The sequence below is a fragment of the Mucilaginibacter terrae genome (genome assembly GCF_031951985.1).
Taxonomy (GTDB): Bacteria; Bacteroidota; Bacteroidia; order Sphingobacteriales; family Sphingobacteriaceae; genus Mucilaginibacter; species Mucilaginibacter terrae_A.
Genome location: NZ_JAVLVU010000001.1, coordinates 3,038,341 through 3,063,630 on the forward strand (window position 1 = coordinate 3,038,341; position 25,290 = coordinate 3,063,630).

Below are 25,290 nucleotides of genomic sequence, written 5' to 3' on the forward strand. Positions count from 1 at the left end.
TATTAAAAAAATAATGCATTAAAAAATTCACTTCTCTACTGCAACCAATTCGGCATAAGTAGCGTCTTGCCTTTATATACAATGTTACACCTTATGTCATTATCTATCAAAACTCCGTTATTATTTGCATTTATTATACTGCTTACCGCCTTTGGCGCAAAGGCTCAGGATAAAATTAAAAACATTGGCAATAAAGCCCGCACTGGCAGCAGCAACGCCAGCTTTGCGGTGGTTAAAGGCAATCAGGTGGGTATAAAAATGAAAGCCGGAGGCAAGCCAGTACAATTGCTCAAACTTAATTTTGGTGTTGAGAACAGGAATAAAGACAGTATTCGTTTTAAGGTAAATGTTTACGAGTACGATGGTACCAAAACCAGCAATAATTATGTTAAGCAAGATATTTTAGGCGTTATCCCTCCCGGTAAAAACCGTGTGGATGTTAACCTCGCCCCATATAACGTAACCGTTAAAGGAAGCCTGCTGGTGGCCATTGAGTGGCTGGAAACCCATAAAGGTTCGGAACCATCGTTTTCAATAGGATTGTTTAACGGGGGTACCTTCCGTTACCAAACGGGTGAGTGGAACAAAATACCGGTTGCCGGCATCGACTTTAATATGGATGTGAAAAAACTTAAATAAAACAGAGAGGATAGCAGGCTGGAAAACCGCCTGTTATTTTTGTTTATACATGTTCATCAGCTTTAGCAATACCCCATTCGTCCAGCCAAAACCATCCTGCAGTGGGTATTCGCCACCTCCGGCGCTGGCATCAGTATGTTGAACATCATACTTTTCGAGCAGCTTGCCGGTGCGGTTAAATTCTTTCAGGTTGATTTGAATCCAGCGTTGGGCTATGTTTTGTGCCAGGGCATCTTGTTTATAGTTACGCAAGCCTACAATAGTAATGTATTGCAGCGGAGCCCAACCGTTGGGTTGGTCCCATTGCTGGCCGGTTGAATTTAATGTTGTGGCTACACCACCGGGCTGCACAAACTTATCTTTAATTAAATCCGTAATTTGCCGGGCCTGCGCACTATCAGTCATGCTAAAAAATAGCGGAAATGCCGTAGCAATACTCACCTGCGCCGATAGTGTTTTGAGTTTCCAGTTATAATCGCGGTAGCAGCCTGTTTTAGCATCCCAGCAATATTTCGACAAAGCAGCTTTGCGCTTAAATGCTTTTTCACGATATACGGTGGCCGATTTCATCCTACCATCAACTTCATAAGCGCGGGCAATCACTCTTTCCAGATTATATAGCAAACTGTTCAGGTCAACCGCAATTAGGTTTGTAGTTTCAATAGTGGCCAGGCTTTTACCATCGGCCATCCAGCGGCTGCTAAAATCCCAACCCGACTCGGCCGCTGCCCGTATATTACGGTAAAAATCGGCCTTATTCTGTTTAGTTTCTTTGCCGGCCAGCACATCTTCGCGGTATGATTCTTCGCGCGGAGTTTCACTGGCGTCCCAGTACCGGTTAAGAATACTGCCGTCGACAAGTCGTACAGCATGTTCGGCAGCCGTGCCGTTTTTTAATTTGTTTGAGCCATGCATCCAGTACTCATACTCTTTAATTAATTGCAGCTTGTAAGTTTGCAGTACCTTTTTACCTTTATGCCGCGCCAGCAACTCAACCATCATGGCAAAAAATGGCGGCTGCGAGCGGCTTATATAATACGTGCGGTTGCCGTTGGGTATATGTCCGTACTTATCTACCAGGTAGGCAAAATTTTTCACCATACTTTCTATCAAATCATAATGTTTGGCTTCCTCAAGGCCCAGCATGGTAAAGTACGAGTCCCAATAATAAACTTCTCTGAAACGCCCTCCGGGCACAATGTAATTATGCGGCAGGGAGATGAGTGTGGTGCCTTTTGCCGTATCTGCTGCGTGTTGCAATACTGTCCATAAGGTATCAATATGTTTGCGTATGCCGGCCTGTATATTACTTTTATACGGAATGCCATTCTCGGCAGGTGTATTAAAGTATGTCTTTACAAATTTTTTCAAATCAAACCCCGGCTTATTTTTCGACTCCTCATATTCTTCAAGTATGGCAGTAACCGGTCTACGGGGTGTAGCATCAACAAATGTTTTACCATCGGCATATACCTGCTGCATTTGTACATCTTCAAACAAACCCGGGTATAATTGGGCGGGTGTTTTAACTTGTGCAACGGCAGATAAATAGATAAAACAAGTAATAAGCGGCAGTAATAAATTTTTAATACGCATCATATTCAATTAAACCAAGTAATTCATAAATTGTCATACCAAAGCAAAGAAAAATATAGATGTTTAAACATTTAATTTTATCTATTACATTTGTAGACATAAAACATAACATGAAAAAATTAACGACCTTATTTGTAGCAGTTATTGCGGTAGCTTTAGTTGCTTTTAAACCAATTGCCCCTGTAACTTTTAAAGTTGACACGCAAAGAAGTAAAATTGAGTGGACTGGTAAAAAAGTTACCGGCCAGCACACCGGCACTATTAAATTAGCATCGGGCGAAGTTGCTACTAACGGTAAAGTTCCAACCGGTGGTAAATTTGCTATCGACATGAACAGCATGGATTGTACAGATCTAAGCGGCGAAGCCAAAGGAAAATTATTAGGTCACTTAAAATCAGAAGATTTCTTTGGTACCGAAAAATATCCAACTGCCGAATTTACCGCAACTAAAATTACACCTGCAGGTGCCGGTAAAGTAAACGTAACCGGTAACATCGTTATTAAAGGTAAAACCAGCGTTATTACTTTCCCTGCTACTTACGCTGTTGCTGGCAATAACTTAACTGTTACTGCAACTGATGTTAAAGTTGACCGCACTAAACACGATATCCGTTACGGTTCGAAAAGCTTTTTCGAGAGCATTGGCGACAAAGCTATTGATGATGAGTTTTTATTAAATATTAATTTGGTAGCTACACGCTAACATTACATATTTACTGCTCGTATACAAGAATCCTGGCCTATGCGTCAGGATTTTTTGTTTTAAAACTTTACGGAATGAAACAATTTTGCTTTGTTTGCGTATAAGGAGATAATTATGACAGCGAGCACCTCCAAACCTATTAGTATACTATTGGTTGATGATGATGAGATCAACAATTTTATTTCGATAAAATTAATTAAAAAAGCATTGGTTTATGCTGACATAACCGCTTGTTTGGACGGCAGCTATGCTATTAACCAGCTTTTGGAAATTCAGGAAAAGAACCCCGAAAACCTGCCCGATTATATCCTGCTCGATATTAATATGCCTATTATGAACGGTTGGGAGTTTTTAGACGAATATAAGCGTTTAGGCCTCGACCCATTGGGTAAATCAAAAATCTTCATTATATCTTCCTCAGTTTTTAGTAACGACATCAACAAAGCCAAATCATACGAATTGGTAAAAGACTTTATTTCGAAGCCATTGAACGTAGAGAAAATAAAAGAGTTGTTTTCTGTTGAAAAAATCGTTTAATAAGGCGTAATACTAAACGTATCATCCTGTTGTTTTACATAGCCAATAGCTGTTGATTTGGCATGGTAAAATAAACAAGCCCAGTTTTCGGCCGATGCCTTTGCTCCGTATTCCTCGCGGAGGTGCATGGCTTTTTTACCGTCGTAATCATACTTTGCTGCAAACTTTCGCAGTAATTGCTCTGGCTCCGGAAGCTCATCTCCCCCAAAAAAGCATTTTTGCCCGTCGTTTTCAATTAAAAATACCTGGTGGTATTGCGTATGCCCTCCCGAAAGTTCATAGTGAATACCGGGGCGGACCTCGCCATCGCCTTCTACAAATTCTATCTTAGCTTCGCGTTCCAGGGTTTCAAATATGGGTTTGCGGTACGAGCTTGATTTGCCCGACATGGCTACTTCCCACTCACCTTTATTAATCACATGCACCGCCTGCGGAAAGCTTGGCTCCAGTTTACCATTGCGCTCAACTACTAAACCCCCGGTATGATCATAATGCAGGTGCGATTGCAGCACCAGCGTAACTTCGCCCGGCGCAAAACCGGCTTTGCGTATGTTTTGATGAATGATGGGTTCGCCGGAGCTATCTTTTAATCCGAGGCCGCTGTCGAGCACGATGAGGTCGCGGTCGGTTTTAACTAAAAACGGGTTTACGTGGATGAACAGCGAACCGGGGCGGTCTTTTGCATTATCGGTGGCTGGATTGAAGGGAATAAATTGTTTGGATGAGTCAACCGAGTAAGAGCCTTCGCCTAATGCAAAAATTTCCATAGTAACTGTAGCGTGTTATATTAAGAAATGTACCTTTGTGGGTTATATAAACCCTGTAAACCATTAAAAGGTTTCGTAGTACAAAAGTATGCAAAAACGGTGGGCGCTAAAGCAAAATCCCGATATTAATGAGGTAACACGTATTTCGGCCCAATTATGTATCGATGAGGTTTTGGGTGCCATGCTGTTACAACGGGGGATAAACACCTTTGACGAAGCCCGTTTTTTCTTTCGCCCTGATTTGCGCCACCTGCACGATCCATTCCTAATGGCAGGTATGGAACAGGCCATTGAACGCATTGAACAGGCCATACAGGCTGGTGAGAAGATACTGATTTATGGTGATTACGACGTTGATGGCACTACAGCCGTTACGGTAGTTTACAGCTTCTTTAAGAAGCGCTACGACAGGCTGGAGTATTACATTCCCGACCGTTACCTTGAAGGCTATGGTATATCAACCCAAGGCATTGATTACGCTGCCGAAAATGGCTTCTCGCTTATAGTTGCACTTGATTGTGGCATTAAATCTGTTGATAAGGTAGCTTATGCCAATGAGTTGGGTATCGATTTTATTATTTGCGATCACCACACCCCGGGCGATGAGTTACCAGCCGCCGTGGCCGTACTCGACCCAAAGCGTACCGATTGCGATTACCCTTATAAAGAACTTTCTGGCTGTGGTATTGGCTTTAAGCTGATACAAGCCTATGCGCAAAAAAACGACATTGATTTTGAAGAGGTTGCACAATACCTCGACCTGGTAGCTACCAGTATAGCTTGCGATATTGTACACATCACCGGCGAAAACCGTACGCTGGCCAGCTTCGGCCTGCAAAAAATAAATACCAACCCCGGCACTGGTATTAAGGTGCTGATGGATATTGCGGGTAAGAATATTAACTATTCCATATCCGACATTGTGTTCATGATAGGTCCGCGCATTAATGCGGCCGGAAGAATTGACAATGCCCGACATTCGGTTGAATTGCTTTTGGCCGAAGATATAGATGCCGCCAAGGAAAAGGGCATGCTCATAAGCGAAAAGAACATGGAGCGCAAAGAGCACGACCTGGCCATAACTGACGAAGCTTTGAGCATGATAGCCGCCGATGCCGTAATGACCGGGCGTAAATCTACCGTGGTATTTAATGAGCGCTGGCACAAGGGGGTAATAGGTATTGTGGCATCGCGCCTTACCGAAAAATACTATCGCCCAACCATTGTACTTACCCGCTCCAACGGGCATGTGGCCGGTTCGGCCCGCTCGGTTGTTGGTTTTGATTTGTACGAAGCCCTGTGCGGATGCAGCGATCTGCTCCTGCAATTTGGCGGGCACAAGTATGCGGCAGGCTTAACCATGCAACCCGAACAGGTGGAAGCTTTTACCGCCCGTTTTGAAGAAGTGGTAAGTGCCAGCATTACCGAGCAGCAACTTATTCAGGAGATACAGATAGATGCCGAACTAAAGCTGGAACAAATTACGTCCAAATTTTTCCGGGTTTTAAACCAATTTGGTCCGTTCGGTCCCGAAAATATGTGCCCGGTGTTTATCACGCGCAATGTTTCGGTATATGGCAACGTTAGTTTGGTGGGCAGCAATCATATTAAAATGACGGTTCACCAAAGCGGCTCGCCACTGTTTGATTGTATTGCCTTTAACCAGGGCGAATGCATTGAAGAGCTACGCAAAGGCAAACCGTTTGATATTTGTTATACCATTGAAGAAAACATTTGGCGCGAAAAGCGTTCCATACAATTAAATATTAAAGGAATTAGGTGTTAGTTGTGTTGTGAGTTGTGAGTTGTCCATTGTCTGGAAACTCCCGATCTCACAACCGACAACTCACAACTCACAACTCAACCAAAAATGAATTTACGCGCCGATAATCTGGTAAAAAAATACAAACAGCGTACTGTGGTAAACGATGTATCGTTCAACGTATCGCAGGGCGAAATTGTGGGCTTGCTGGGGCCCAACGGTGCCGGTAAAACTACGTCGTTTTATATGATCGTAGGATTGATTAAGCCGAATGAAGGCCATATTTATCTGGACGATCAGGAAATAACCAATGATGCCATGTATCGCCGTGCACAAAAAGGTATTGGTTACCTGGCGCAAGAGGCTTCGGTATTTCGCAAGCTTACGGTGGAGGATAATATTAAAGCCGTGCTTGAAATGGGCAGCATGACCAAGGCCGAACAAAAGGATAAACTGGAAGAACTGATAGACGAATTCAGTTTACACCGCGTACGCAAAAACCGTGGCGACCTGCTTTCGGGCGGTGAGCGCCGCCGTACCGAAATTGCCCGTGCCCTGGCTGCCCAACCTAACTTTATCCTGCTGGATGAGCCTTTTGCGGGTGTTGACCCCATAGCGGTAGAAGAGATACAAGCCATGGTTTACAAGCTCAAACACCGTAACATCGGCATCCTCATTACCGACCACAACGTACAGGAAACCCTCTCCATAACCGACCGCGCCTACTTACTTTTCGAAGGCAAGATACTCGAATCGGGTGTACCTGAAGTATTGGCCTCCAACGAAATGGTGCGCAAGGTTTACCTGGGCGCTAACTTTGTGCTCAAAAGAAAAACTTTTGCTTAAAAAGTCGCCATTACAAAATAGCTAAAGTACGGCTATTGCCTTATTATTACCAAAACATCCAAACCAACCAATGCTCAAGATCAAATGCCTTTTACTTGTGTTGCTTGCAATCGTAAGTATGGCGCCGAATGCTCAATCGCAAGATAAATCAACCAGCAGTCAAAAGTTTGATTACGGCTGGAAGTTTAAGCTGGGAGATTATCCGGAAGCGGCGAAGCCAGATTTTAATGATTCATTGTGGCGGAGACTCGACCTGCCTCACGACTGGAGTATTGAAGGTAATTTTGACGCTAAAAACCCTATGGGTAATGATGGCGGTTATTTACCCGCAGGCATAGGCTGGTACCGAAAAACCTTTGAAGTAAAGGCTGATGTGCAATACAAGAAAATGAGCCTGTATTTTGAAGGTATATATATGAATGCTGAAGTATTTATTAACGGTACATCTTTAGGGATACGCCCTTACGGTTATTCATCTTTCTATTACGACATTAGTCCATACATTAAAAAGGGGCAAAACATTGTAGCTGTTAAGGTTGATAATTCCCAACAGAAAAACTGCCGCTGGTATTCCGGATCGGGCATATACCGGCATGTATGGTTAACCACAACCAATCCTGTTCATATTCAGCAGTGGGGAGTTAATATTTCTACCCCCGAAGCAAATTCAAAAAAGGCAACAGTAAACCTAAAGGTTAACGTACAAAATCAAAGCATCATCGCCCAAAACATAATTTTAGCGGTTAATATTTACGACAAGAGAAACAAAAGAGTTGGTAATGGCGAGGTTTCGGCTACATTAAATGCAAATTCAGTAAAAGAAGTCACCCGCGATATTATACTTAAATCTCCATTTCTGTGGTCTCCCCATCACCCGGACAGGTACCGTGCCGAAATAAAGATCATTCAAAAAAACACAGTGCCCGAAACCTACACTACACGTTTCGGGATCAGGAAAATAGAATATAGTGCAGAAAAGGGCTTTGTTTTAAACAATACACCCATCAAATTAAACGGCGGGTGTGTTCATCATGATAACGGGCCTTTAGGCGCGGCCGCCTATGACCGTGCCGAATATAAAAAAGCAGAATTATTGAAGGGTGCCGGGTTTAATGCAGTACGCACAAGCCACAATCCACCATCGGAAGCATTTTTAGATGCATGCGATTCATTGGGATTATTGGTTATAGATGAAACCTTTGATGGATGGAGGGAGCGAAAGAACACGTATGACTATTCGTTGTATTTTGATAAATGGTGGAAAAAGGATACCGAAGCAATGGTTTTAAGAGACCGGAATCATCCATCAATTGTTATTTGGAGTATAGGGAATGAGATTATTGAGCGTAAAACGCTTGAAGCCGTACAAACTGCGCATAAACTGGTAACACAGGTACACAAACTTGACCCTTCGCGCCCTGTAACATCGGCCATGGCCAGTTGGGATAAAAACTGGGAAATATTTGATCCGCTATTTGCAATGCACGACATTGGAGGTTACAACTACCTCATGCAACATGCTGAAGCGGATCACGAGAGAGTTCCGTCGCGTATAATTTTACAAACAGAATCGTACCCAAGGGACGCTTTCAGCAACTGGAAAGCTGTAAATGACCATGCCTATGTTGTTGGAGACTTTGTGTGGACCGCAATAGATTACCTGGGAGAATCGGGCATAGGCAGGAACTATTACACCGGTGATTTACCCGGCGAACATTGGGAGCGTGATCTATTTCCATGGCATGGTGCTTATTGCGGTGATATTGACCTTACAGGCTGGCGTAAGCCCATATCACACTACAGGGAAATACTGTACAGCGAAAGGCAAAACCTATACATGGCCGTTAAGGAGCCTAACAAATATTACGGCGAGATACATGAAACACTGTGGTCGGTATGGCCAACCTGGGAAAGCTGGAATTGGCCCGGACATGAGGGTAAAAACATAGATGTGGAAATTTATTCGAAATACCCTTTGGTAAGGTTATACCATAATGGAAAATTAATTGGCGAAAAGGCAACAACCAGAAATGAAGAGTTTAAAGCAGTATTTACCATTCCCTATGAGCCAGGAGAGCTTAAAGCTGTTGCTGTTGTTAACAACAAAGAAGTTAACCCGGTTATATTAAAAACTGCTGGAGAAGCATCCCAAATTAAATTATCAGCCGATAGAACGGTGCTAAAGCCCGATGGGCAGGACCTGTGTTACATATCTGTTGAATTAATGGACGGGCAGGGCAACCTTCAGCCTAATGCCGAAGATCAGCTTACTTTTAGCATTAAAGGCTCCGGCACTATTACAGCCGTAGCAAATGCCAACCTTAAAGATATATCTCCTTATATAGGCCATCAAAAAAACGCATGGAAAGGGCGGGCAATGGTAGTTGTAAAAAGCAGCAGCCAGGGGGGGAACATTGAACTCTCCGTTACAGGTGCCGGGTTAAAGCCGGGTAAAGTTAACCTAACTTCGAAATAGGAATTGTACCTTAATTTAACGCAAGTTTGGCAAGCAGCCAAAGAAGGATATGAAACTGGCGATAGTCAATTTTAACTTTGTGCTTAAAAGAAAAACTTTTGCTTAATTTGGCTGTCGCATTACTGCTATGACCCTTATAAACTCCGTTGTTACCTGGCTCATGAAAAAGCGCATTCACCAGATTGAGCTTTTTATAAAATACCCCAATGAGGTGCAAACCGAGTGGTTTAACCAGCTTATTAGCAACGGCACCGATACTGAATGGGGCAAACAGCACCATTACAAAAGCATCAAAACCCTTCATGATTTTAAAGAGCGCGTTCCGCTGCAAAATTACGACACGCTGAAGCCTTATATTGAGCGTATGCTCAAAGGAGAGCAAAACGTATTGTGGCCGTCGGAGATCCGCTGGTTTGCCAAATCATCGGGCACCACTAACGACAGGAGTAAGTTTATCCCGGTAAGTGAGGAATCATTAGAAGAATGTCACTTTAAGGGCGGAAAGGACATGCTTACCATTTACTGCAACAACCGGCCCGATGCATTGCTGTTTACCGGCAAGGGGTTAACGCTGGGTGGTAGCCACCAGGTGGGTCAGCTAAATGGCGATACTTACTTTGGCGACCTGTCGGCCGTGATCATGAAAAACCTGCCTATGTGGGCCGAGTTTTACCGCACCCCCGATCTTACCATTGCCCTGCTCGAAAACTTTGAGGAAAAAATAGAGAAGATGGCGCATGCCACCATCAACGTAAACGTAACCACCATTAGCGGCGTACCTACATGGAATTTGCTCCTGTTTAAGCGCATTCTCGAAATTACCGGTAAGAAGAACCTGTTAGAAGTATGGCCTAACCTCGAGCTGTATGTTCACGGAGCCGTAAGCTTTACACCCTACCGCGAGCAGTTTAAAAAGCTCATTCCAACCGATGGTATGTATTACCTCGAAACCTACAATGCCAGTGAAGGTTTCTTTGGCATACAAGACCGTGAAGAGCCGGGAGATATGCTCCTGATGCTCGATTACGGCATATTTTACGAGTTTTTGCCTTTAGAGAACCTGCATGATGATAACCCGCGCACACTAACGCTCGATGAGGTAGAACTGGATAAAAACTATGCACTCATCATCAGCACCAATGCCGGTTTATGGCGATATATGATTGGCGACACTGTGCGCTTTACCTCGTTAGATCCCTTCCGCATACAAATAACCGGCCGCACCAAACATTATATCAACGCCTTTGGCGAAGAGGTGATCATCGACAACGCCGAACGTGCGTTAGAAGAAGCCTGCCGCCAAACCGATGCCATAATTGCCGATTACACGGCGGCTCCTATCTATTTTAGCGATAGCAAAGCCGGTGGCCACGAGTGGATCATAGAATTTGAACGCAAGCCTGCCGAGTTTGAACGCTTTGTTGATTTGTTAGATGAAACCCTGCGCAAGGTAAATTCAGACTATGATGCCAAACGCTTTAAAGACATGGCCCTGCATCGCCCTAAAGTACACACCGTACCCGGTGGAACTTTTGTGAACTGGATGAAACAGCGGGGTAAATTTGGCGGACAGCATAAAGTTCCGCGCCTGGCAAACAACCGCGAGTATGTGGATAGCATACTCGAAATGATGGGCATCAGGCAAACATCTGCCGCCTGATAAACGCCAGATTACTTATTGATCATTAAGCCGGTTACCTCAAAAACCAATCGTTTTTTTGGGTTGGCAAGCGCCTCGTGCTGCTTTTTACCTACCACAGTATCACCTGCCATATGCTGCTGGTCATCGGCTATAAATTGTTTGGCGGCTACGCCCTCAATAATAACTTCGCGGCCTTTTAATTCAACAGGTAAGGTTACATTGTAATTTTTGAAGTGCGCACGTATTACCCGCCCGCTATCAGCATCCAATTCAAACCAGCCGCCTTTGGGTTTAGTAACCCGTAATACTTTTCCCACAATTACGGCACTGATACGGGTACGGCGTCCCATAAAATCCTCGAGTTCCGAAGCCTTCTTAAGACCAATACTGCCGGGTTTGGTTCCGTACACCATGCCATGCGGCAGGGCAACCTTTTTTTGTGCTGATGCCGTAACTGAAAACATGCAGATAAAGATTATCCCTGATAGTAGCCTTTTGGTTGATACAAACATACTCATACAACAAAGTTTAAAAGCCTTTGGTTTCGGTATTTGCAAAAGCGGTTTTATTAACAATATTTAACACTTGCCAACATGTTATAACCATAAAGAGTTGCTTAATTAGCAGGATAATTAAAGCTCAATTTCTCCACTGCTTTTATTATAAGTAATTTAGCGCGTTATTAAGCTTTGCTTTGTTGCAAAACCCGTGTTTTGTACGTATCAAGCTTGTGCGTAAATGTGTAATTGAATGAATAAACTTTTATGATCTTTCAAAAATCTTCGTTGGTTAAGAATAGTTTAGCAACAGGGCTTATAGCCTTTACTATGGCCTTTGCGGCCTGTAATAAAAGCAATGACACTCCGGATGTTGCACCAACATCCGAAACTGTTCCGGTGCTGGCTAATGTAACGTCTACTGGTGCGCAGGTATCCGGGAATGTAACCGGCATCGGCTCTTCGTTCAGTATTACTGCTGTTGGAGTTTGTTACAGTGCTACTAATCAAAACCCAACCATAACCGATTCAAAAACCACCGATGGCACTACATATAATTTCAAAAGTGTATTAACGGGTTTAACACCCAATACAACCTATTATGTGCGCGCCTATGCACAAGATAATGCCGGTGTGGGTTACGGCAGTGTTATCACCTTTAAAACCAGCGCAACCGGTGCCGATACTACTGTTACTACCAGCACGTTGGCAGGCAGCGCAACCCTGGGCAGCACCAATGGCACAGGCACAGCCGCAAGTTTTGGCAACCCGCAAGGTATAGCTGTTGACGGGCAAGGAAACATTTACGTAGCCGATTCATACAATCACATCATTCGTAAAGTAACCCCGGCAGGCGTAGTGAGTACTTTTGCAGGTAGCAGCACAGTAGGCTTTGCTGCCGGAACAGCCGCCACGGCACAGTTTTACAGTCCGCAGGGTATTGCTGTTGATGCTAACTCAAACGTGTACGTAACCGACCAGGGCAATAACGCAGTTTATAAAATTACCCAGGCCGGGGTGGTTACCATTTTAGCCGGCGACGGAACCCCGGGCGTATCCGACGGAACAGGTAGTTCAGCGCGTTTTAATGCACCGCAAGGAATAGCTGCCGACGCCCAGGGCAATGTATTTGTGGCCGACCGCAATAACCACCGCATCCGTAAAATTACATCAGCCGGGGTGGTTACAACCTTTGCCGGTTTAGGAACTGCAGGCGCTGCCAATGGCGATGCTACAACCGTAGCTACTTTTTACCGCCCGGTAGGTGTGGCTTTTGATACTAACGGCAATTTATTTGTTATTGATCAAGCCAACGCGCTACTACGTAAAATAACTTCCGCAGGCGCTGTAAGCACTATTGTTGGCAATACAGCAACCAAAAACTTATTAAATACCCCCGCAGGTATTGCCCTCGATGCGCAAAACAACATTTACATTACCGACCAAAGCGGCCGCGTACTTAAAATATCAAACGCAAACATTCTTTACACGTTAACAGGTAAGGCCGATACCCAGGGCTTTGCAGATGGCGGCAGGGCTACTTCGCAGTTTTCGGGTCCGGTGGGCATTGCAGTTGATGCTGCTAAAAACATTTACGTTGCCGACATGAACAATAATCGCATTCGCAAAATTGTAGTGCAATAGTATCTTCTACTTTACAAAAAAAGAGCGCTGGTAATTTTGCCAGCGCTCTTTTTTTATCTTGAAATTTTAATTGAAAGCTCAACCAGTTATAGCAAAAAACGGACGCTTGCTTTGAACAATAGCTACGACGATAATTAAAACTGCCAGTATATAAAATATAGCAATAGCACGATGCTTTAGCTGTGGTACAACCGCTTTTTTAGATTTGCTATGGCCAATAGTTATTAATACAATGGCAAATAACATCATGGCAATATGCTCAACTGTCCAGTAGCGGGTGGTGGCTTCCTTCATGGTATTGCTGCCAAACTGCACAAACGGACTAACAAAATACAATATCAAACCAAACAAAAATTGGGTATGGGCCGATATCATGGCAAACATATTAAGCTTGCGGTTACCTTGTGAATAGGTTTTGTTACCCAGCCATCCGGCTAAAGCCTGTAATATGGCCAATACAATTAGTATCAGTACAACAAAACGCAAACCTGAGTGCAGGTATTTAATAATTTGGTATGCAGACATGTGTTAAAAAGTTTGTGCCAAATATACGACAATTTAAAATCAACATCCTTTAACGCAGTAAGCAACTTTGTTGGGCAATTGTATTTCCATTTGATTTAGAAATCCATCAATAGAAAGGCCGAATACTTAGTTTTCACTCAATTGTTTTGCAACAGTTGTAACAATCAGGCTATTTACATAAAAGCCATATATTATTTGGCAGTTTATTGAATATATTTAAACGATTAAAACTAAAAACTGCAAAATGAAGAAACTTTTACTCGCTTGTTTTGCCCTTTTCCTCACCCATCAAAGCTTTTCGCAGGAAAGTTATCCTGTAAATGGCTCATGGGACGTGCGTTCGGGGCAATACGCTTTCACCAATGCAAACATTGTGGTTAGCGCCGGGCAAACCATTACCAATGGTACGCTTATTATTAAAGATGGTTATATTGAATCGGTAGGTGCCGCAGGCTCGGTTCCTAAAGGATATGTAACCGTTGATTTAAAAGGAAAATATATTTATCCGGGCTTAATTGATGCTTATACCACTTACGGCATGCCCGAAGCCCCGCGCCAGGCTGGCGGCTTTGGCGGCTTTGGCCGCGCCGCTGTACCGGTATCAACCAAACCTGGTCCTTACGGTTGGAACGAAGCCATTCGCCCCGATGTGATGGCGGTTAAAATGTTCCACGTAAACCCTACCCGTGCCGAGGAATTAAAACGTAACGGTTTTGGTGCCGTACAAGCTTTAGTGCAGGACGGTATTGCCCGCGGCACATCGGCAGTATTAACCCTGGCTAATGCCAGCGATAACGAAGTTTTGGTAAAAGACGAAGTTGCTGCTAATTACTCTTTTAGCAAAGGTACTGCTGCTACTAACTACCCATCATCATTAATGGGCAGCATTGCGTTACTGCGTCAAACCTATTATGATGCGGCCTGGTACAAAACTCAAAAAAAGGAATACAATATTTCATTAGCCGAGTTTAACCGCACACAAGCCCTGCCTCAAATTTTTGAGGTAAGTGATGTGCAAAGTATCCTTCGTGCCGATAAAATTGCCAAAGAGTTTGGCAAACAATACATCTACAAAACCGATGGCCAAGAGTATCAGCGTATAGATGCGGTTAAAGCTTTAAACGCAAGCTTTATTGTTCCGCTAAGCTTCCCGGCAGCATTTGATGTTGAGGATGCCCTTGATGCCCGCAACGTTGGCTACGCCCAATTAAAAAACTGGGAACTTGCTCCAACCAACCCGGCCGCTTTAGAAAAAGCAGGTATCCGCTTTGCCTTAACCTCTAACGGCTTAACCAACGCGCGCGACTTTTGGACCAACCTGCGCACAGCTATAACAAATGGCTTGAGCGAGAAACAAGCCCTCATGTCGTTAACCGAAATTCCGGCGCAAATATTAGGCGTGAGCGATAAGGTAGGCACATTGGCAAAAGGTAAACTGGCCAACTTTATTATCACCTCGGGCACCTTGTTTAAGGCCGATAACGTGATCTATGAAAACTGGGTACAAGGCCAAAAATTCGTGGTTAGCAAAATGGATGTAAGCGACCTTCGCGGTACTTACACCCTAAGCGGAAGCGGTTTAGCTAATACCACATTAGTTATAGGTGGTACACCGGGTGCTTACACTGCTAACATTAACCGCACCGGTGCCGATAGTACCCGTACACAAGGTACCATAGTGCGTACCGGAGACTTGGTTAGCCTTTATTTTGATCTTAAAAACAAGCCTTCGGGCAACATCCGTTTAAACGGGTACATTACTTCAACAACACCGCTGGCCCTGCGTGGTACAGGTACACTGCCTGATGGTGGTTCGGTTAGCTGGACAGCTACTTATACCGGAGCTGCTCCGGCAGGTGGTTTTGGTGGCGGCCGCGGAGGCCGTAGCCCGGGTGCAGAACAAACGGCTAAAGCCCCTGTTGTTGGTCCATTGGTTTACCCTTTCAGCGCATTTGGTAATACCGAAGTGCCTAAAACCGAAACCACTTTATTTAAAAATGCTACCGTTTGGACCAACGAAAAAGAAGGTATTCTTCAAAACGCCGATGTGTTAATTGAAGGCGGCAAAATTAAAGCCGTAGGCAAAAACCTTGCAGCGGGCAGTGCCAAAGTGGTTGATGCCACAGGCAAACACATTACTGCAGGTATCATTGATGAGCACTCGCACATTGCCGCCTCAAACGGTATTAACGAGGGTACGCAGTCGGTAACATCAGAAGTGCGTATTGCCGACGTTATTGATGCCGAAGACGTAAACATTTACCGTCAGCTGGCAGGTGGTGTTACTACCTCACACATTCTGCATGGTTCGGCCAATGCCATTGGCGGCCAAACCCAGTTAATTAAATTGCGCTGGGGTGTAATGCCCGAGCAAATGAAATTTGAAGGCAGCGATGGCTTTATCAAATTTGCACTGGGCGAAAACGTAACCCAAAAGAACCGTACACAATCTTTCGGCGATGCCAACGTACGCTTTCCGCAAAGCCGTATGGGTGTTGAGCAGGTTTATGTTGATGCATTTACCCGCGCCAAAGAATACAAAGCCGCACGTTCCGTTAAAGGCAGCACCACCCGCCGCGATTTAGAGCTGGATGCACTGGTGGAGATATTGGACAGCAAGCGCTTTATTACCTGTCACTCTTACGTACAATCAGAAATTAACATGCTGATGCACGTGGCCGATTCAATGGGCTTCAAGATCAACACCTTTACCCACATTTTGGAGGGTTACAAAGTAGCCGATAAAATGAAGGCCCGCAAAATTGCAGGTTCTACCTTCTCTGACTGGTGGGCTTACAAATACGAAGTTGCCGAGGCTATCCCATACAATGGTAAACTGATGCACGAAGTTGGTGTAGTAACCGGTTTTAACTCTGATGATGCCGAGATGGCTCGCCGCTTAAACCAGGAAGCTGCAAAAGCAATTACCTATGGTAAACTAAGCGAAGAGGATGCTCTTAAACTGGTTACCCTTAACCCGGCTAAAATGCTGCACATTGACAGCAAAGTTGGTAGCTTAAAACCAGGTAAAGATGCTGATGTGGTAGTATGGTCGGCCAACCCACTTTCTATTTACGCCGTAGTTGAAAAAACTTATGTTGATGGTGTACCTTACTGGGATTATGCAAAAGATGCCGAAAAACAAAAAACTATGAAAGCTGATGCAGGCCGCATTGTTCAAAAAATGATCGAGTCTAAAGGTCGTGGTGCTGCCACCCAGCGTCCGGCTTTCCAACGCCCGCGTTTGTACGAGTGCGAAAGTGTTGAAGATGCCGCCTACGTTATTGCAGATGATTACAACGGCATGAAAAAACAGGTATCAGCTGAAAATCATCAATAATCCAATCCATTCAAAGAAATCAACATGAAAAAGAAATTTATTTTAGGTTTTGGAGGATTGATGCTAACCACAGTCCTCGCGTTTGGCCAGGCCACCATTATGCCGGCTAAACCGCAAGCAGGCCCCATTGTAATTACAGGTGCTACCATACATGTGGGCAACGGCAAGGTAATTAACAATGGCTACATTGCTTTTGATAAAGGAAAAATTACCGCCATTGGCGAAGGCTCAGCACCAAATACAGCCGGAGCCACCATAGTAAACGCCAGCGGTAAACAAGTATACCCCGGCTTTATTTGCCCCGTAACTTCATTGGGTTTGGTAGAGTTCGAATCTATCCGTGCTACTGATGATGAAACCGAAACCGGCGAAATGAACCCGCATGTACGTTCGCTTATCGCTTTTAATACCGATTCGAAGGTTATTCCAACCGTACGTTCAAACGGTGTTTTACTGGCACAGCCAACACCGCAGGGCGGTGTTATATCAGGCCAATCATCGATAATGATGCTGGATGGCTGGAACTGGGAAGATGCTGCTTATAAAACGGATATTGCCGTGCACTTAACCTGGCCTGTTACCCGTGTGGGTCGTGGTCGTCGTGGTGGCTTTGGTGCTCCGGGTGCTGCCGGTCAGGAATCTCCTGCCGAGCGTGCTCAAAAAGCAATTGACGGTATTACAAGCTTATTTTCTGAAGCTAAAGCTTATGCACAGGCCAAGCCGTCTGTCACCAATGCCCGTTTAGCAGCCATGAGCGGCTTATTTAACGGCACCAAAAAGCTGTTCGTAATTGCCGATGGCGCAAAAGAGATCATTCAGGCGGTAAACTTTGGTAAGCAAATGGGCGTGCAGGTAGTTATTGTAGGTGGTAAAGAATCATACCTGGTAACTGATGTGTTGAAAGACAACAGCGTGCCTGTAATTATCAGGGAAACCCAGGCTTTGCCCGATAAGGACGAAGACGATGTTTATCTGCCTTACAAATTACCTCACCTGTTACAGGAAGCAGGCGTGTTGTACGGCTTAACCGGTACCGGTTTCTGGCGTCAACGCAATTTGCCTTTTGAGGCTGGCCAGGCGGTGGGTTACGGGTTAAGCAAAGAGCAAGCCGTATCTATGATTACCTTGAACAATGCCAAAATTTTAGGTATCGATAAAACTACCGGTACTTTAGAAACCGGAAAAGATGCCAACCTGTTTATTTCGGCAGGCGACGCACTGGACATGGTTACACTCGATGTGGAAAATGCTTATATTCAAGGCAAAAGCATTAGCCTCGATAACCTGCACAAGCAGCTATACAAACGTTACAGCGAAAAGTATGGCGTAAAATAGCCGTTATTATACGTTGATTAACGAAAACATAAAACCCTTACCGCAAATGCGTAAGGGTTTTATGTTTTTACACCGATGCTATTGGTAGAAATTCTGTTTTTGCAATATTACAAGCGGTTGCCCTTATCCTAATTTAGCGCTGTACTTTTTATAATAAGTTTTGCGCAAGCGGCTCATATGCTATGTATGAAAAACTTTCGCAAAAGAGGTACTGCAGGATTGTGCCGTGTTCAACCCTTCAAAAAACACCAAAATTGAACACAACAAAAAACCGCGAAATTATCGGGTAATTTCGCGGTTTTCAGTAGAAAATCTGAATAGAGCAGACGCTTAAAGTCTATCTGCCTCCCGGCGGACAATGTTCTTTCAGGAATTTGGTGTACAGCGTGCTTAAATGCTGGCTGGTACCTAAACCTTCTGATATTCCATGCGTACGGTTAGGATACGCCATGAGCTGAAATTGCTTATTATACTTTACCAGTTCGTTAATCAATTGTTCGGCGTTACTATAGTGTACATTATCATCGCCTGTACCATGTATGTAAAGCAAGTTGCCTTTCAAGTTTTTAGCATATGTAACCGGCGAGCCTTTAATAAAGTACGAGCGGGCTTCCTCATTTACAGGCACGCCCATGTAGCGTTCCTGGTAAATGTTATCGTAAGTAAGCTGGTTGCCTACTGCCGCCACAGCAATGCCTGTTTTGTAAATTTCGGGGTACTGGAACATCAGGTTAAGGGTTGATGAGCCGCCGCCGCTCCAACCCCAAACAGCCACGCGCGAGGTATCAATAAAGCTATAGTTTTTAAACAGTTCTTTGGCGGCCATGGCCTGGTCGCGCACGTTAAGGGTACCAATATTGCGGTAAATAGCTTTACGCCACTCGCGGCCTTTGGCTACCGGGGCACCACGGTTATCCATCGATACGTAGATGTAACCATCATCAGCCATATTGCCGGCGTATTCAAAGTTCATGCCCGCACCATAGCTATCGGCTGCGGTTTGCGAGGCAGGTTCGCCGTACACGTAAAATACGATGGGGTATTTTTTATTCGGGTCAAAATTGGTGGGCTTTTTCATCCAGCCATCCATACTAATGCCATCAACCGTGGTTACTTTGAAAAACTCGGTTTTATTTGCGGCTGCCGCTGCATCAACCTTAATGGCAGTTGGTTTTCCATCAAGTGGTTTGTGGGCGGGCAGGCCAATGGTTTCGCGCACTGGGGCCGTGTAGCTATTGTTAAATGAGTGGATAGCCACTAAACCATTCGGCGCAATATCGTAACGGTGCGAGCCCGGCTGATCGGCCGGAGAAACGCGTTGCGGGGCACCGCCGCTTAATTTTACGCGGTAAAGGTACTTCTGCGTAGCATTATCGGGCGAGGCCATGAAGTAAATAAAGCCATTGGTTTCATCAATGAGGTTGAGGCTCATTACATCGTACTTGCCGGGGGTAAGCAGTTTTTCTTTACCACTACGGTCAATACTATAAGCGTGGCGCCAGCCGTCTTTTTCGCTCAGCCAAATAAATTTTTTGCCATTTTCTATCCAATCCCAACCCTCGGGCGCAGCTTTGGCATCAACCCAGGCCTTGTCGGTTTCGGTATAAATGGCTTTTGATGAACCGCCGTTTGCAGGGCATACCCATATTTTGCTTTCGTTTTGAGCGCGGTTAAGCTGTTGTAAAATAAGTTCGTTGCTGTTACCAGCCCACTCCATGCGGGGTATGTAGTTTTGTATAGCATCGCCCGGAACATTGATGTTGGTTGTTTTGCCATCAGTTACATTAACCACTTTTATTTTGCACGAGCTTGGATCGGTGCCAGATACCGGATACTCAACCGGAACAGTGAATGAGTAGGTAGAGTCGGTAGTATTCAGCATTAAATAGTTGCGGATCTTGGTCGCATCAATTTGCCAGTAAGCAATGGTGCGGCTATCGGGCGACCAACGAAAACCGTCGCGGCAGTCAAATTCTTCTTCGTAAGCCCAATCAAAGGTGCCGTTAATCAAGCGTTTGGTGCCATCGGTAGTTAAGGCTTTTACCGCACCGCTGGCTAAATCTTCTACATAAATATTGTGTTCGCTCACATAAGCAGCCTTGGTGCCATCAGGCGATATTTTGGCAAACATTAACGTTGATGCCGGGCGGGCTTTACCTATTTGGGCAAGCTTTTTGGTTTGAAGATCGTATAGCCAGTAATCGCCGCGGGTATCTTGCCGCCAAACGCGTTTGGTGTTGGTGTTAATGAGTACTTTTTGCCTGTCATCCGAAAACGAAAAACGGCGCACCCGTATGGTTGCCTTACCTTCGGGAGTAAGTGCCTGCTGGTTAATAATTACATTTTTCTTATCGGCAGCCCTGATGTCGAGCTCGGCAATTTCGCCGTTTTGGATGCTGTAATAATGATAACCGTCTTTAGCCCACTGCAAACCTCCCTGGGCCTTAACTACATTACCTGTAAGCATAGCCGAAGCCATTATCAAAACACTTAAAACAGGGCGGTAAAAATTCATGTTCATACTATATATCTTTTTACAATACCTTAGCGGCGTTGTATAATGCCGCTATAAAATTTGCGTTAAATTAATGTTTTAAAACAAAGCGGATTGCCCCAATATGAAAAAATTCTTACTGCTTTTTGCCTTTTGTATTGTTTTTGACGGTGTTTATGCCCAAAACGTAAACCGTAATAAGTTTATAACCGATAGTTTGGATAACCTGATCAACCGCTCGCTTACTAACTGGCGGGTGCCCGGTGCTACTGTTTGTATTGTAAAAGATGGCCGCATTATTCTACGCAAAGGTTACGGCATTAAAGAACTGGGCGTAGCCACCAAGGTTGACGAAAATACGCTGTTTATGATAGGCAGCAATACCAAAGCTTTTACCGCCACGGCATTAGCCATGCTGCAAGCACAAGGCAAGCTTAATTTAGATGATAAGGTAACTAAATACATCCCCGAGTTTAAGCTCGACAATAAGCAGGTGACAGATATGGTAACCCTGCGCGATCTGCTTTGTCACCGCATTGGGTTTGAAACTTTTCAGGGCGATTTTACTTACTGGACCAGCGACCTCAGCCGCGAACAGGTGATGGAGAGAATGAGCCATGTAAAGCCTATGTACCCATTCCGCAGCCGTTGGGGGTACACCAACGCGGCATTTTTAACAGCCGGCGAAGCCATTGAACGCATTACTAAAAAGCCTTGGGAGCAATACATTAAAGAAACTATTTTGGCTCCGCTTGGCATGAGCAGTACGGCTGTTTTATCAAAAGACCTGGCTACCTCATTCAATAAATCGGCCGCACATACCATGATCGATGGCCGGTTGGCCGCTATACCGTATCCGCAAATTGACAACCTGGCCCCGGCTGGCAGTATGAGCTCATCGGCCAATGATATGTGTAAGTGGTTGCTGGCCTTATTAGCCAATGGCAAGGTTGGCCCAAAAGAAGTTATTCCGGCAGCGGCCATACGTGCAACCCGACAACCGCAAATACTGGTAGGAGGCGGCGAAGACGGTGGCTTTAGCGCTTACGGCTTAGGCTGGTTTTTACAGGGTTATAGTGGGCACCGGGTAGTAATGCATACAGGCGGGGTAAACGGCTTTGTATCATCGGTTACGCTGGTGCCCGATCAAAACCTGGGCATAGTTATTTTAACCAATACCGATCAAAACAACCTCATCGAAACGCTTAATCTTGATATTATTGATGCCTACCTTAAACAGCCGTTTCGTAATCATGGCAATACTGAGCTAACCGAGACCAAAGCCCGTCAGCAACGCACCCTGCAACGCGAAAAAGCATGGCGCGACAGCACCCTGCTCAACCTGCGCCCGGCCTTGAGCATTAACGATTACACCGGAAAATACAATAACGACCTGTACGGCAACATTACCATAAGTAAAGGTGAAGGTGTAAACGATCTTGAGATACGCTTTGAGCATCACCCTAAACTATTTGCTAAACTGCAACCATTGGGCGGCAACCGTTTCTTTGCCACCTTCTCCGATGCAGAATTTGGCCGTGCAGTTTTCCCGTTCACCGTTCAGGGCAATAAGGTAATAAGCCTGCAGGTTAAGGTAGCCGATTTTATTGAGTATACGCCTTATGAGTTTAAAAAGAAGTAGGGTTTATTGCGCATTCAACTCATCCCAATACTCAACCGCACGGCGGTAGTGAGGAATTACAATTGAACCGCCAACCAAATTGGCTATCATAAATATCTCATTCATTTCGGCATGATTTACACCGGCTTCGTGGCATTTGCCGAGGTGGTATTTAATGCAATCGTCGCAACGGAGCACCATACTGGCAACCAGGCCCAGCATTTCTTTGGTTTTTACGTCAAGAGCGCCGTCGGCATAGGTGGTGGTATCTAAGGCAAAAAAGCGTTTAATATTGGTATTGGCCGATTCCATGATCCTATCGTTCATCTTGGTACGGTAGCCATTAAAATCATCTATGAGTTGTCCCATGGGAGTATAGTTATTGGGTTATTAAGTTATTTTGTGCAATGTTCGTGATTTTTTTTGGTGTGATTGGAAACGGAACTGTCAATTTCAACGGCAGGGGACATTTTAAGTTTTACATATTCGAAAGGACACACCCCCACCCCTCCCAAGAGGGCATCAATATACTATTATACACCAAAATTTTTAAAGTCTTTTTTTAGGACATTAAGAAACATATATTTATGGTTAAAAAAATACATAAATACCATGTGGGCAAATCATGTCATTGAAACTTTAGAATCATCAGTTGTATCTGTTTATAAACGGATAAATGAGGCTATTAATTCTTACGAAGATATAGGATATTTAAAAGTATTACGAAATGACGGTGATGGGATTTTAGATATAAAAATTGGTGCAGAAAAGTTTACTATAAAATCACGTATTGCCGCTAATGCTAACAGGGTATTTTTTAATGTTTATGAATATGTATTTGACACACGTTTCCCGAATAGGGAAAGGGAACAATTAGTTGATGAACTTTTCTTTTATAAAGAGAATAACGGAACCGTTTATTTTGCCACCAATAAGAATATTTGTTTCGAAATAAACTCTAAAAGAAATGATTTAGTAATTTCCTTTTTAGAAAGGTTCGATAATTACACCGATAGCAAGAATAATCGTTATAACCAACTAATTAATTCTTAAAATCATGGGTTTATACTATTATACACTGAAACAAATTAAACGCTTTTTTAATTCTTTTGCCAAAACAAAAAATGAGGAAATAACGGAGCAATGTAAATTCTTATTATCTCTAAAAGATAATAAAGTCCGGCAATCACAGCAGCGGCGTTTAATAATCCTACCTTCAATTTTTGTAGAGGATTAAATTTGTTTTCTCTATCAAATTTACCTTTATATCCTCCCGTCTGATTAAGCAATCTCCCATCAAAAGTAATACTGTACCATGTATATGCGGGTTCAAGACTATTTCCCTGTTTTGAATTAGGCTTTATATTCTTGTCGTCTTTTAATCGTTCCAGTATTTCAAAGCATTCATTATAATCTACATTAATTTTATTTGCCATTTCATGTACGTCTATCAAATCTCTTTTTGATATAAAATCGAGTACAGCATCCAGTTTTTGAATTGGCGTAAGGCTTGTCATTTTATGAGAGGTTTATTTTTTGAATATCTACATAATTACAATGGTAATCAACAATCTTTTTTGGTGTAAATAAAAACTCATAAATATTTGCAATTGCAATTGTTTAAGCCGATATTTACACTATGCAAGAGCAAGACATATACTTCAAAAGCATTCACGATTTCTTAGCAGTGTTCCCAAATGAGCAAGCATGTATCGACCATTTAACCCAAACAAGATGGAACGGTAATGTAGTAAGCCCTTTCGACCCTGAAAGCAAAGTTTATGTATGTAAGCTTAACCGTTACAAATGCAAGAATACCGGCAAATACTTTAATGTAAAAACAGGAACTATTTTTGAAGACACCAATATGCCTTTAATGAAATGGTTCATGGCCTTGTACGTGTTTTCAAGCCATAAGAAAGGTATATCATCACATCAGTTAGCACGTGACTTAGATATAACTCAAAAGTCAGCCTGGTTCATGTTACACCGATTACGTTACGCCTTTAATGTTCCTACTGAAAAGTTAGAAGGTATTGTTGAGGCTGATTGTACATTTGTTGGTGGTAAAAACTCTAACAAGCATAAAAAGAAACGTGACGAAGCAAATGCAAACGGTACAGGTGCGGTAAATAAAACGCCCGTGTTCGGTATGGTGCAACGTGACGGAAAATTAGTTACTGGTGTTGTTGCTAAAGAAGATCAAGAGAATTTACGCCCACTTATCAGACGTTGGGTTGAAGTAGGTAGTACTTTAGTTACCGATGGACACGGAGCCTATAAACACATAGCAGGGGTTAAACATGAAAGCGTTGCACACGAAAAGGGGGAATACGCACGTCAACACTTCCATACTGCACACATAGACGGCTTTTGGAGCCAGTTTAAGCGTGGTATTATCGGCATCTATCACCAAATATCAGAAAAGCATACAAACGCTTACGCGCAAGAATTTACGCTTAGACACAACACCCGAAAATTCAGCACATCATCACGTTTTGATTACATACTAACTAACATGGTAGGTAGATTGAAATATAACACCCTTACAGCATGAAAGAAAAAAGAAAGTATGTAAAAAAAGAAAAGGTAGTTGAGGTAACACCCGTTAGCCTTAACCAATTCAACAAAGATTTAGCCTTTTTAGTTACTGTACCCAAACCAGTAGACGACAAGGATAAAGAGAAAAAGCAATAGGGCAAAACACCTATTGCTTTTTTAATATAACTCCCTTAGATTTACTCAAATTGCAAATCATACGTATGAAGTAAAATAAACCAAGCCTTGCGGATTTTCCCCGCAAATAAATACTGTACTAACATCGGAGTGCTGTCCTAAATTCTCACAAACACAGCATCACACGTC

21 protein-coding genes are annotated in these 25,290 nt (G+C 43.7%); 14 read left to right on the top strand and 7 right to left on the bottom strand.

Annotation, left to right across the window (positions count from 1 at the left end):
- The first annotated feature begins 93 nt into the window (after positions 1–93).
- Positions 94–639, top strand: a complete 546-nt coding sequence (locus QE417_RS12970; RefSeq protein ID WP_311950586.1) for a hypothetical protein — start codon at positions 94–96, stop codon at positions 637–639.
- A 33-nt stretch (positions 640–672) separates the two neighbouring features.
- Here QE417_RS12970 and treF read toward each other — a convergent pair whose 3' ends face one another.
- Positions 673–2,238 carry an alpha,alpha-trehalase TreF gene (gene treF, locus QE417_RS12975; protein ID WP_311950587.1) on the bottom strand — a complete coding sequence of 522 codons (1,566 nt, stop codon included), beginning with the start codon at positions 2,236–2,238 and terminating at the stop codon, positions 673–675.
- Between the two features lie 107 nt (positions 2,239–2,345).
- Between treF and QE417_RS12980 the strand changes: the two genes are divergently transcribed.
- Both QE417_RS12980 and QE417_RS12985 read left to right on the top strand, forming a co-directional pair.
- The gene (locus QE417_RS12980) at positions 2,346–2,939 is read left to right on the top strand and encodes a YceI family protein (protein ID WP_311950589.1); all 594 of its coding nucleotides are present in this window, start codon (positions 2,346–2,348) and stop codon (positions 2,937–2,939) included.
- A gap of 114 nt (positions 2,940–3,053) precedes the next feature.
- On the top strand, positions 3,054–3,476 hold the full coding sequence (locus QE417_RS12985) for a response regulator (RefSeq protein ID WP_311950591.1): 423 nt from the start codon (positions 3,054–3,056) through the stop codon (positions 3,474–3,476).
- Here the strand turns inward: QE417_RS12985 and QE417_RS12990 are convergent.
- Entirely contained in the window at positions 3,473–4,243 is a 771-nt protein-coding gene (locus tag QE417_RS12990) for an MBL fold metallo-hydrolase (protein ID WP_311950593.1), read from the bottom strand. The genes QE417_RS12985 and QE417_RS12990 overlap by 4 nt on opposite strands.
- Positions 4,244–4,331: 88 nt before the next feature.
- Between QE417_RS12990 and recJ the strand changes: the two genes are divergently transcribed.
- The 4 genes from recJ (at position 4,332) to QE417_RS13010 (ending at position 10,987) form a co-directional block, all read left to right on the top strand.
- Positions 4,332–6,029, top strand: coding sequence for a single-stranded-DNA-specific exonuclease RecJ (gene recJ / locus QE417_RS12995; RefSeq protein WP_311950595.1), 1,698 nt, complete (start codon positions 4,332–4,334; stop codon positions 6,027–6,029).
- 84 nt (positions 6,030–6,113) lie between these two features.
- The gene (gene lptB, locus QE417_RS13000) at positions 6,114–6,851 is read left to right on the top strand and encodes an LPS export ABC transporter ATP-binding protein (RefSeq protein WP_311950596.1); all 738 of its coding nucleotides are present in this window, start codon (positions 6,114–6,116) and stop codon (positions 6,849–6,851) included.
- Between the two features lie 118 nt (positions 6,852–6,969).
- A complete protein-coding gene (locus QE417_RS13005) occupies positions 6,970–9,327 on the top strand; it encodes a sugar-binding domain-containing protein (protein WP_311950597.1) in 2,358 nt (785 codons plus the stop codon).
- A gap of 127 nt (positions 9,328–9,454) precedes the next feature.
- A complete protein-coding gene (locus tag QE417_RS13010; protein ID WP_311950599.1) occupies positions 9,455–10,987 on the top strand; it encodes a GH3 auxin-responsive promoter family protein in 1,533 nt (510 codons plus the stop codon).
- 11 nt (positions 10,988–10,998) lie between these two features.
- Here the strand turns inward: QE417_RS13010 and QE417_RS13015 are convergent, their stop codons facing one another.
- The gene (locus QE417_RS13015; RefSeq protein WP_311950601.1) at positions 10,999–11,433 is read right to left on the bottom strand and encodes a DUF4920 domain-containing protein; all 435 of its coding nucleotides are present in this window, start codon (positions 11,431–11,433) and stop codon (positions 10,999–11,001) included.
- 300 nt (positions 11,434–11,733) lie between these two features.
- Here QE417_RS13015 and QE417_RS13020 point away from each other — a divergent pair, with 300 nt between their 5' ends.
- Positions 11,734–13,110 (top strand): NHL domain-containing protein, encoded by a 1,377-nt coding sequence (locus QE417_RS13020; protein ID WP_311950604.1) that lies wholly within the window; start codon positions 11,734–11,736, stop codon positions 13,108–13,110.
- A gap of 78 nt (positions 13,111–13,188) precedes the next feature.
- Here the strand turns inward: QE417_RS13020 and QE417_RS13025 are convergent, their stop codons facing one another.
- Positions 13,189–13,635: a cytochrome B gene (locus QE417_RS13025; RefSeq protein ID WP_311950605.1), complete on the bottom strand. Its 447-nt coding sequence runs from the start codon at positions 13,633–13,635 to the stop codon at positions 13,189–13,191.
- Between the two features lie 244 nt (positions 13,636–13,879).
- Here QE417_RS13025 and QE417_RS13030 point away from each other — a divergent pair, with 244 nt between their 5' ends.
- Positions 13,880–16,975 carry an amidohydrolase family protein gene (locus QE417_RS13030; RefSeq protein ID WP_311950608.1) on the top strand — a complete coding sequence of 1,032 codons (3,096 nt, stop codon included), beginning with the start codon at positions 13,880–13,882 and terminating at the stop codon, positions 16,973–16,975.
- A gap of 24 nt (positions 16,976–16,999) precedes the next feature.
- Entirely contained in the window at positions 17,000–18,310 is a 1,311-nt protein-coding gene (locus QE417_RS13035; RefSeq protein ID WP_311950610.1) for an amidohydrolase family protein, read from the top strand.
- A gap of 337 nt (positions 18,311–18,647) precedes the next feature.
- Here the strand turns inward: QE417_RS13035 and QE417_RS13040 are convergent, their stop codons facing one another.
- Positions 18,648–20,831: a S9 family peptidase gene (locus tag QE417_RS13040; RefSeq protein WP_376717527.1), complete on the bottom strand. Its 2,184-nt coding sequence runs from the start codon at positions 20,829–20,831 to the stop codon at positions 18,648–18,650.
- A gap of 97 nt (positions 20,832–20,928) precedes the next feature.
- On the opposite strand from QE417_RS13040, the gene QE417_RS13045 reads away from it, so the two are divergent.
- Positions 20,929–22,446, top strand: coding sequence for a serine hydrolase (locus tag QE417_RS13045; RefSeq protein WP_311950612.1), 1,518 nt, complete (start codon positions 20,929–20,931; stop codon positions 22,444–22,446).
- 3 nt (positions 22,447–22,449) lie between these two features.
- Here QE417_RS13045 and QE417_RS13050 read toward each other — a convergent pair whose 3' ends face one another.
- Complete coding sequence (locus tag QE417_RS13050) at positions 22,450–22,794, bottom strand: carboxymuconolactone decarboxylase family protein (protein WP_311950614.1); 345 nt, start codon at positions 22,792–22,794, stop codon at positions 22,450–22,452.
- A gap of 243 nt (positions 22,795–23,037) precedes the next feature.
- Between QE417_RS13050 and QE417_RS13055 the strand changes: the two genes are divergently transcribed.
- On the top strand, positions 23,038–23,478 hold the full coding sequence (locus QE417_RS13055; protein WP_311950616.1) for a hypothetical protein: 441 nt from the start codon (positions 23,038–23,040) through the stop codon (positions 23,476–23,478).
- A gap of 47 nt (positions 23,479–23,525) precedes the next feature.
- Here the strand turns inward: QE417_RS13055 and QE417_RS13060 are convergent, their stop codons facing one another.
- On the bottom strand, positions 23,526–23,942 hold the full coding sequence (locus QE417_RS13060) for a hypothetical protein (protein ID WP_311950618.1): 417 nt from the start codon (positions 23,940–23,942) through the stop codon (positions 23,526–23,528).
- A gap of 122 nt (positions 23,943–24,064) precedes the next feature.
- Between QE417_RS13060 and QE417_RS13065 the strand changes: the two genes are divergently transcribed.
- Positions 24,065–24,982: an IS1595 family transposase gene (locus QE417_RS13065; protein ID WP_311950620.1), complete on the top strand. Its 918-nt coding sequence runs from the start codon at positions 24,065–24,067 to the stop codon at positions 24,980–24,982.
- Positions 24,979–25,122 (top strand): hypothetical protein, encoded by a 144-nt coding sequence (locus QE417_RS13070; RefSeq protein ID WP_311950622.1) that lies wholly within the window; start codon positions 24,979–24,981, stop codon positions 25,120–25,122. Before QE417_RS13065 ends, QE417_RS13070 begins: the two co-directional genes overlap by 4 nt.
- The last annotated feature ends 168 nt before the right edge of the window (positions 25,123–25,290 follow it).

Coding starts and splice junctions, on each gene's coding strand:
- QE417_RS12980 (WP_311950589.1), top strand. CDS start 2,346: ATGAAAAAATTAACGACCTTATTTGTAGCAGTTATTGCGGTAGCTTTA.
- QE417_RS13025 (WP_311950605.1), bottom strand. CDS start 13,635: ATGTCTGCATACCAAATTATTAAATACCTGCACTCAGGTTTGCGTTTT.
- QE417_RS12970 (WP_311950586.1), top strand. CDS start 94: ATGTCATTATCTATCAAAACTCCGTTATTATTTGCATTTATTATACTG.
- lptB (WP_311950596.1), top strand. CDS start 6,114: ATGAATTTACGCGCCGATAATCTGGTAAAAAAATACAAACAGCGTACT.
- recJ (WP_311950595.1), top strand. CDS start 4,332: ATGCAAAAACGGTGGGCGCTAAAGCAAAATCCCGATATTAATGAGGTA.
- QE417_RS13065 (WP_311950620.1), top strand. CDS start 24,065: ATGCAAGAGCAAGACATATACTTCAAAAGCATTCACGATTTCTTAGCA.
- QE417_RS13010 (WP_311950599.1), top strand. CDS start 9,455: ATGACCCTTATAAACTCCGTTGTTACCTGGCTCATGAAAAAGCGCATT.
- QE417_RS13055 (WP_311950616.1), top strand. CDS start 23,038: ATGTGGGCAAATCATGTCATTGAAACTTTAGAATCATCAGTTGTATCT.
- QE417_RS13050 (WP_311950614.1), bottom strand. CDS start 22,794: ATGGGACAACTCATAGATGATTTTAATGGCTACCGTACCAAGATGAAC.
- QE417_RS12985 (WP_311950591.1), top strand. CDS start 3,054: ATGACAGCGAGCACCTCCAAACCTATTAGTATACTATTGGTTGATGAT.
- QE417_RS13035 (WP_311950610.1), top strand. CDS start 17,000: ATGAAAAAGAAATTTATTTTAGGTTTTGGAGGATTGATGCTAACCACA.
- treF (WP_311950587.1), bottom strand. CDS start 2,238: ATGATGCGTATTAAAAATTTATTACTGCCGCTTATTACTTGTTTTATC.
- QE417_RS13070 (WP_311950622.1), top strand. CDS start 24,979: ATGAAAGAAAAAAGAAAGTATGTAAAAAAAGAAAAGGTAGTTGAGGTA.
- QE417_RS13030 (WP_311950608.1), top strand. CDS start 13,880: ATGAAGAAACTTTTACTCGCTTGTTTTGCCCTTTTCCTCACCCATCAA.
- QE417_RS13040 (WP_376717527.1), bottom strand. CDS start 20,831: ATGAACATGAATTTTTACCGCCCTGTTTTAAGTGTTTTGATAATGGCT.
- QE417_RS13015 (WP_311950601.1), bottom strand. CDS start 11,433: ATGTTTTCAGTTACGGCATCAGCACAAAAAAAGGTTGCCCTGCCGCAT.
- QE417_RS13005 (WP_311950597.1), top strand. CDS start 6,970: ATGGCGCCGAATGCTCAATCGCAAGATAAATCAACCAGCAGTCAAAAG.
- QE417_RS13045 (WP_311950612.1), top strand. CDS start 20,929: ATGAAAAAATTCTTACTGCTTTTTGCCTTTTGTATTGTTTTTGACGGT.
- QE417_RS13020 (WP_311950604.1), top strand. CDS start 11,734: ATGATCTTTCAAAAATCTTCGTTGGTTAAGAATAGTTTAGCAACAGGG.
- QE417_RS13060 (WP_311950618.1), bottom strand. CDS start 23,942: ATGACAAGCCTTACGCCAATTCAAAAACTGGATGCTGTACTCGATTTT.
- QE417_RS12990 (WP_311950593.1), bottom strand. CDS start 4,243: ATGGAAATTTTTGCATTAGGCGAAGGCTCTTACTCGGTTGACTCATCC.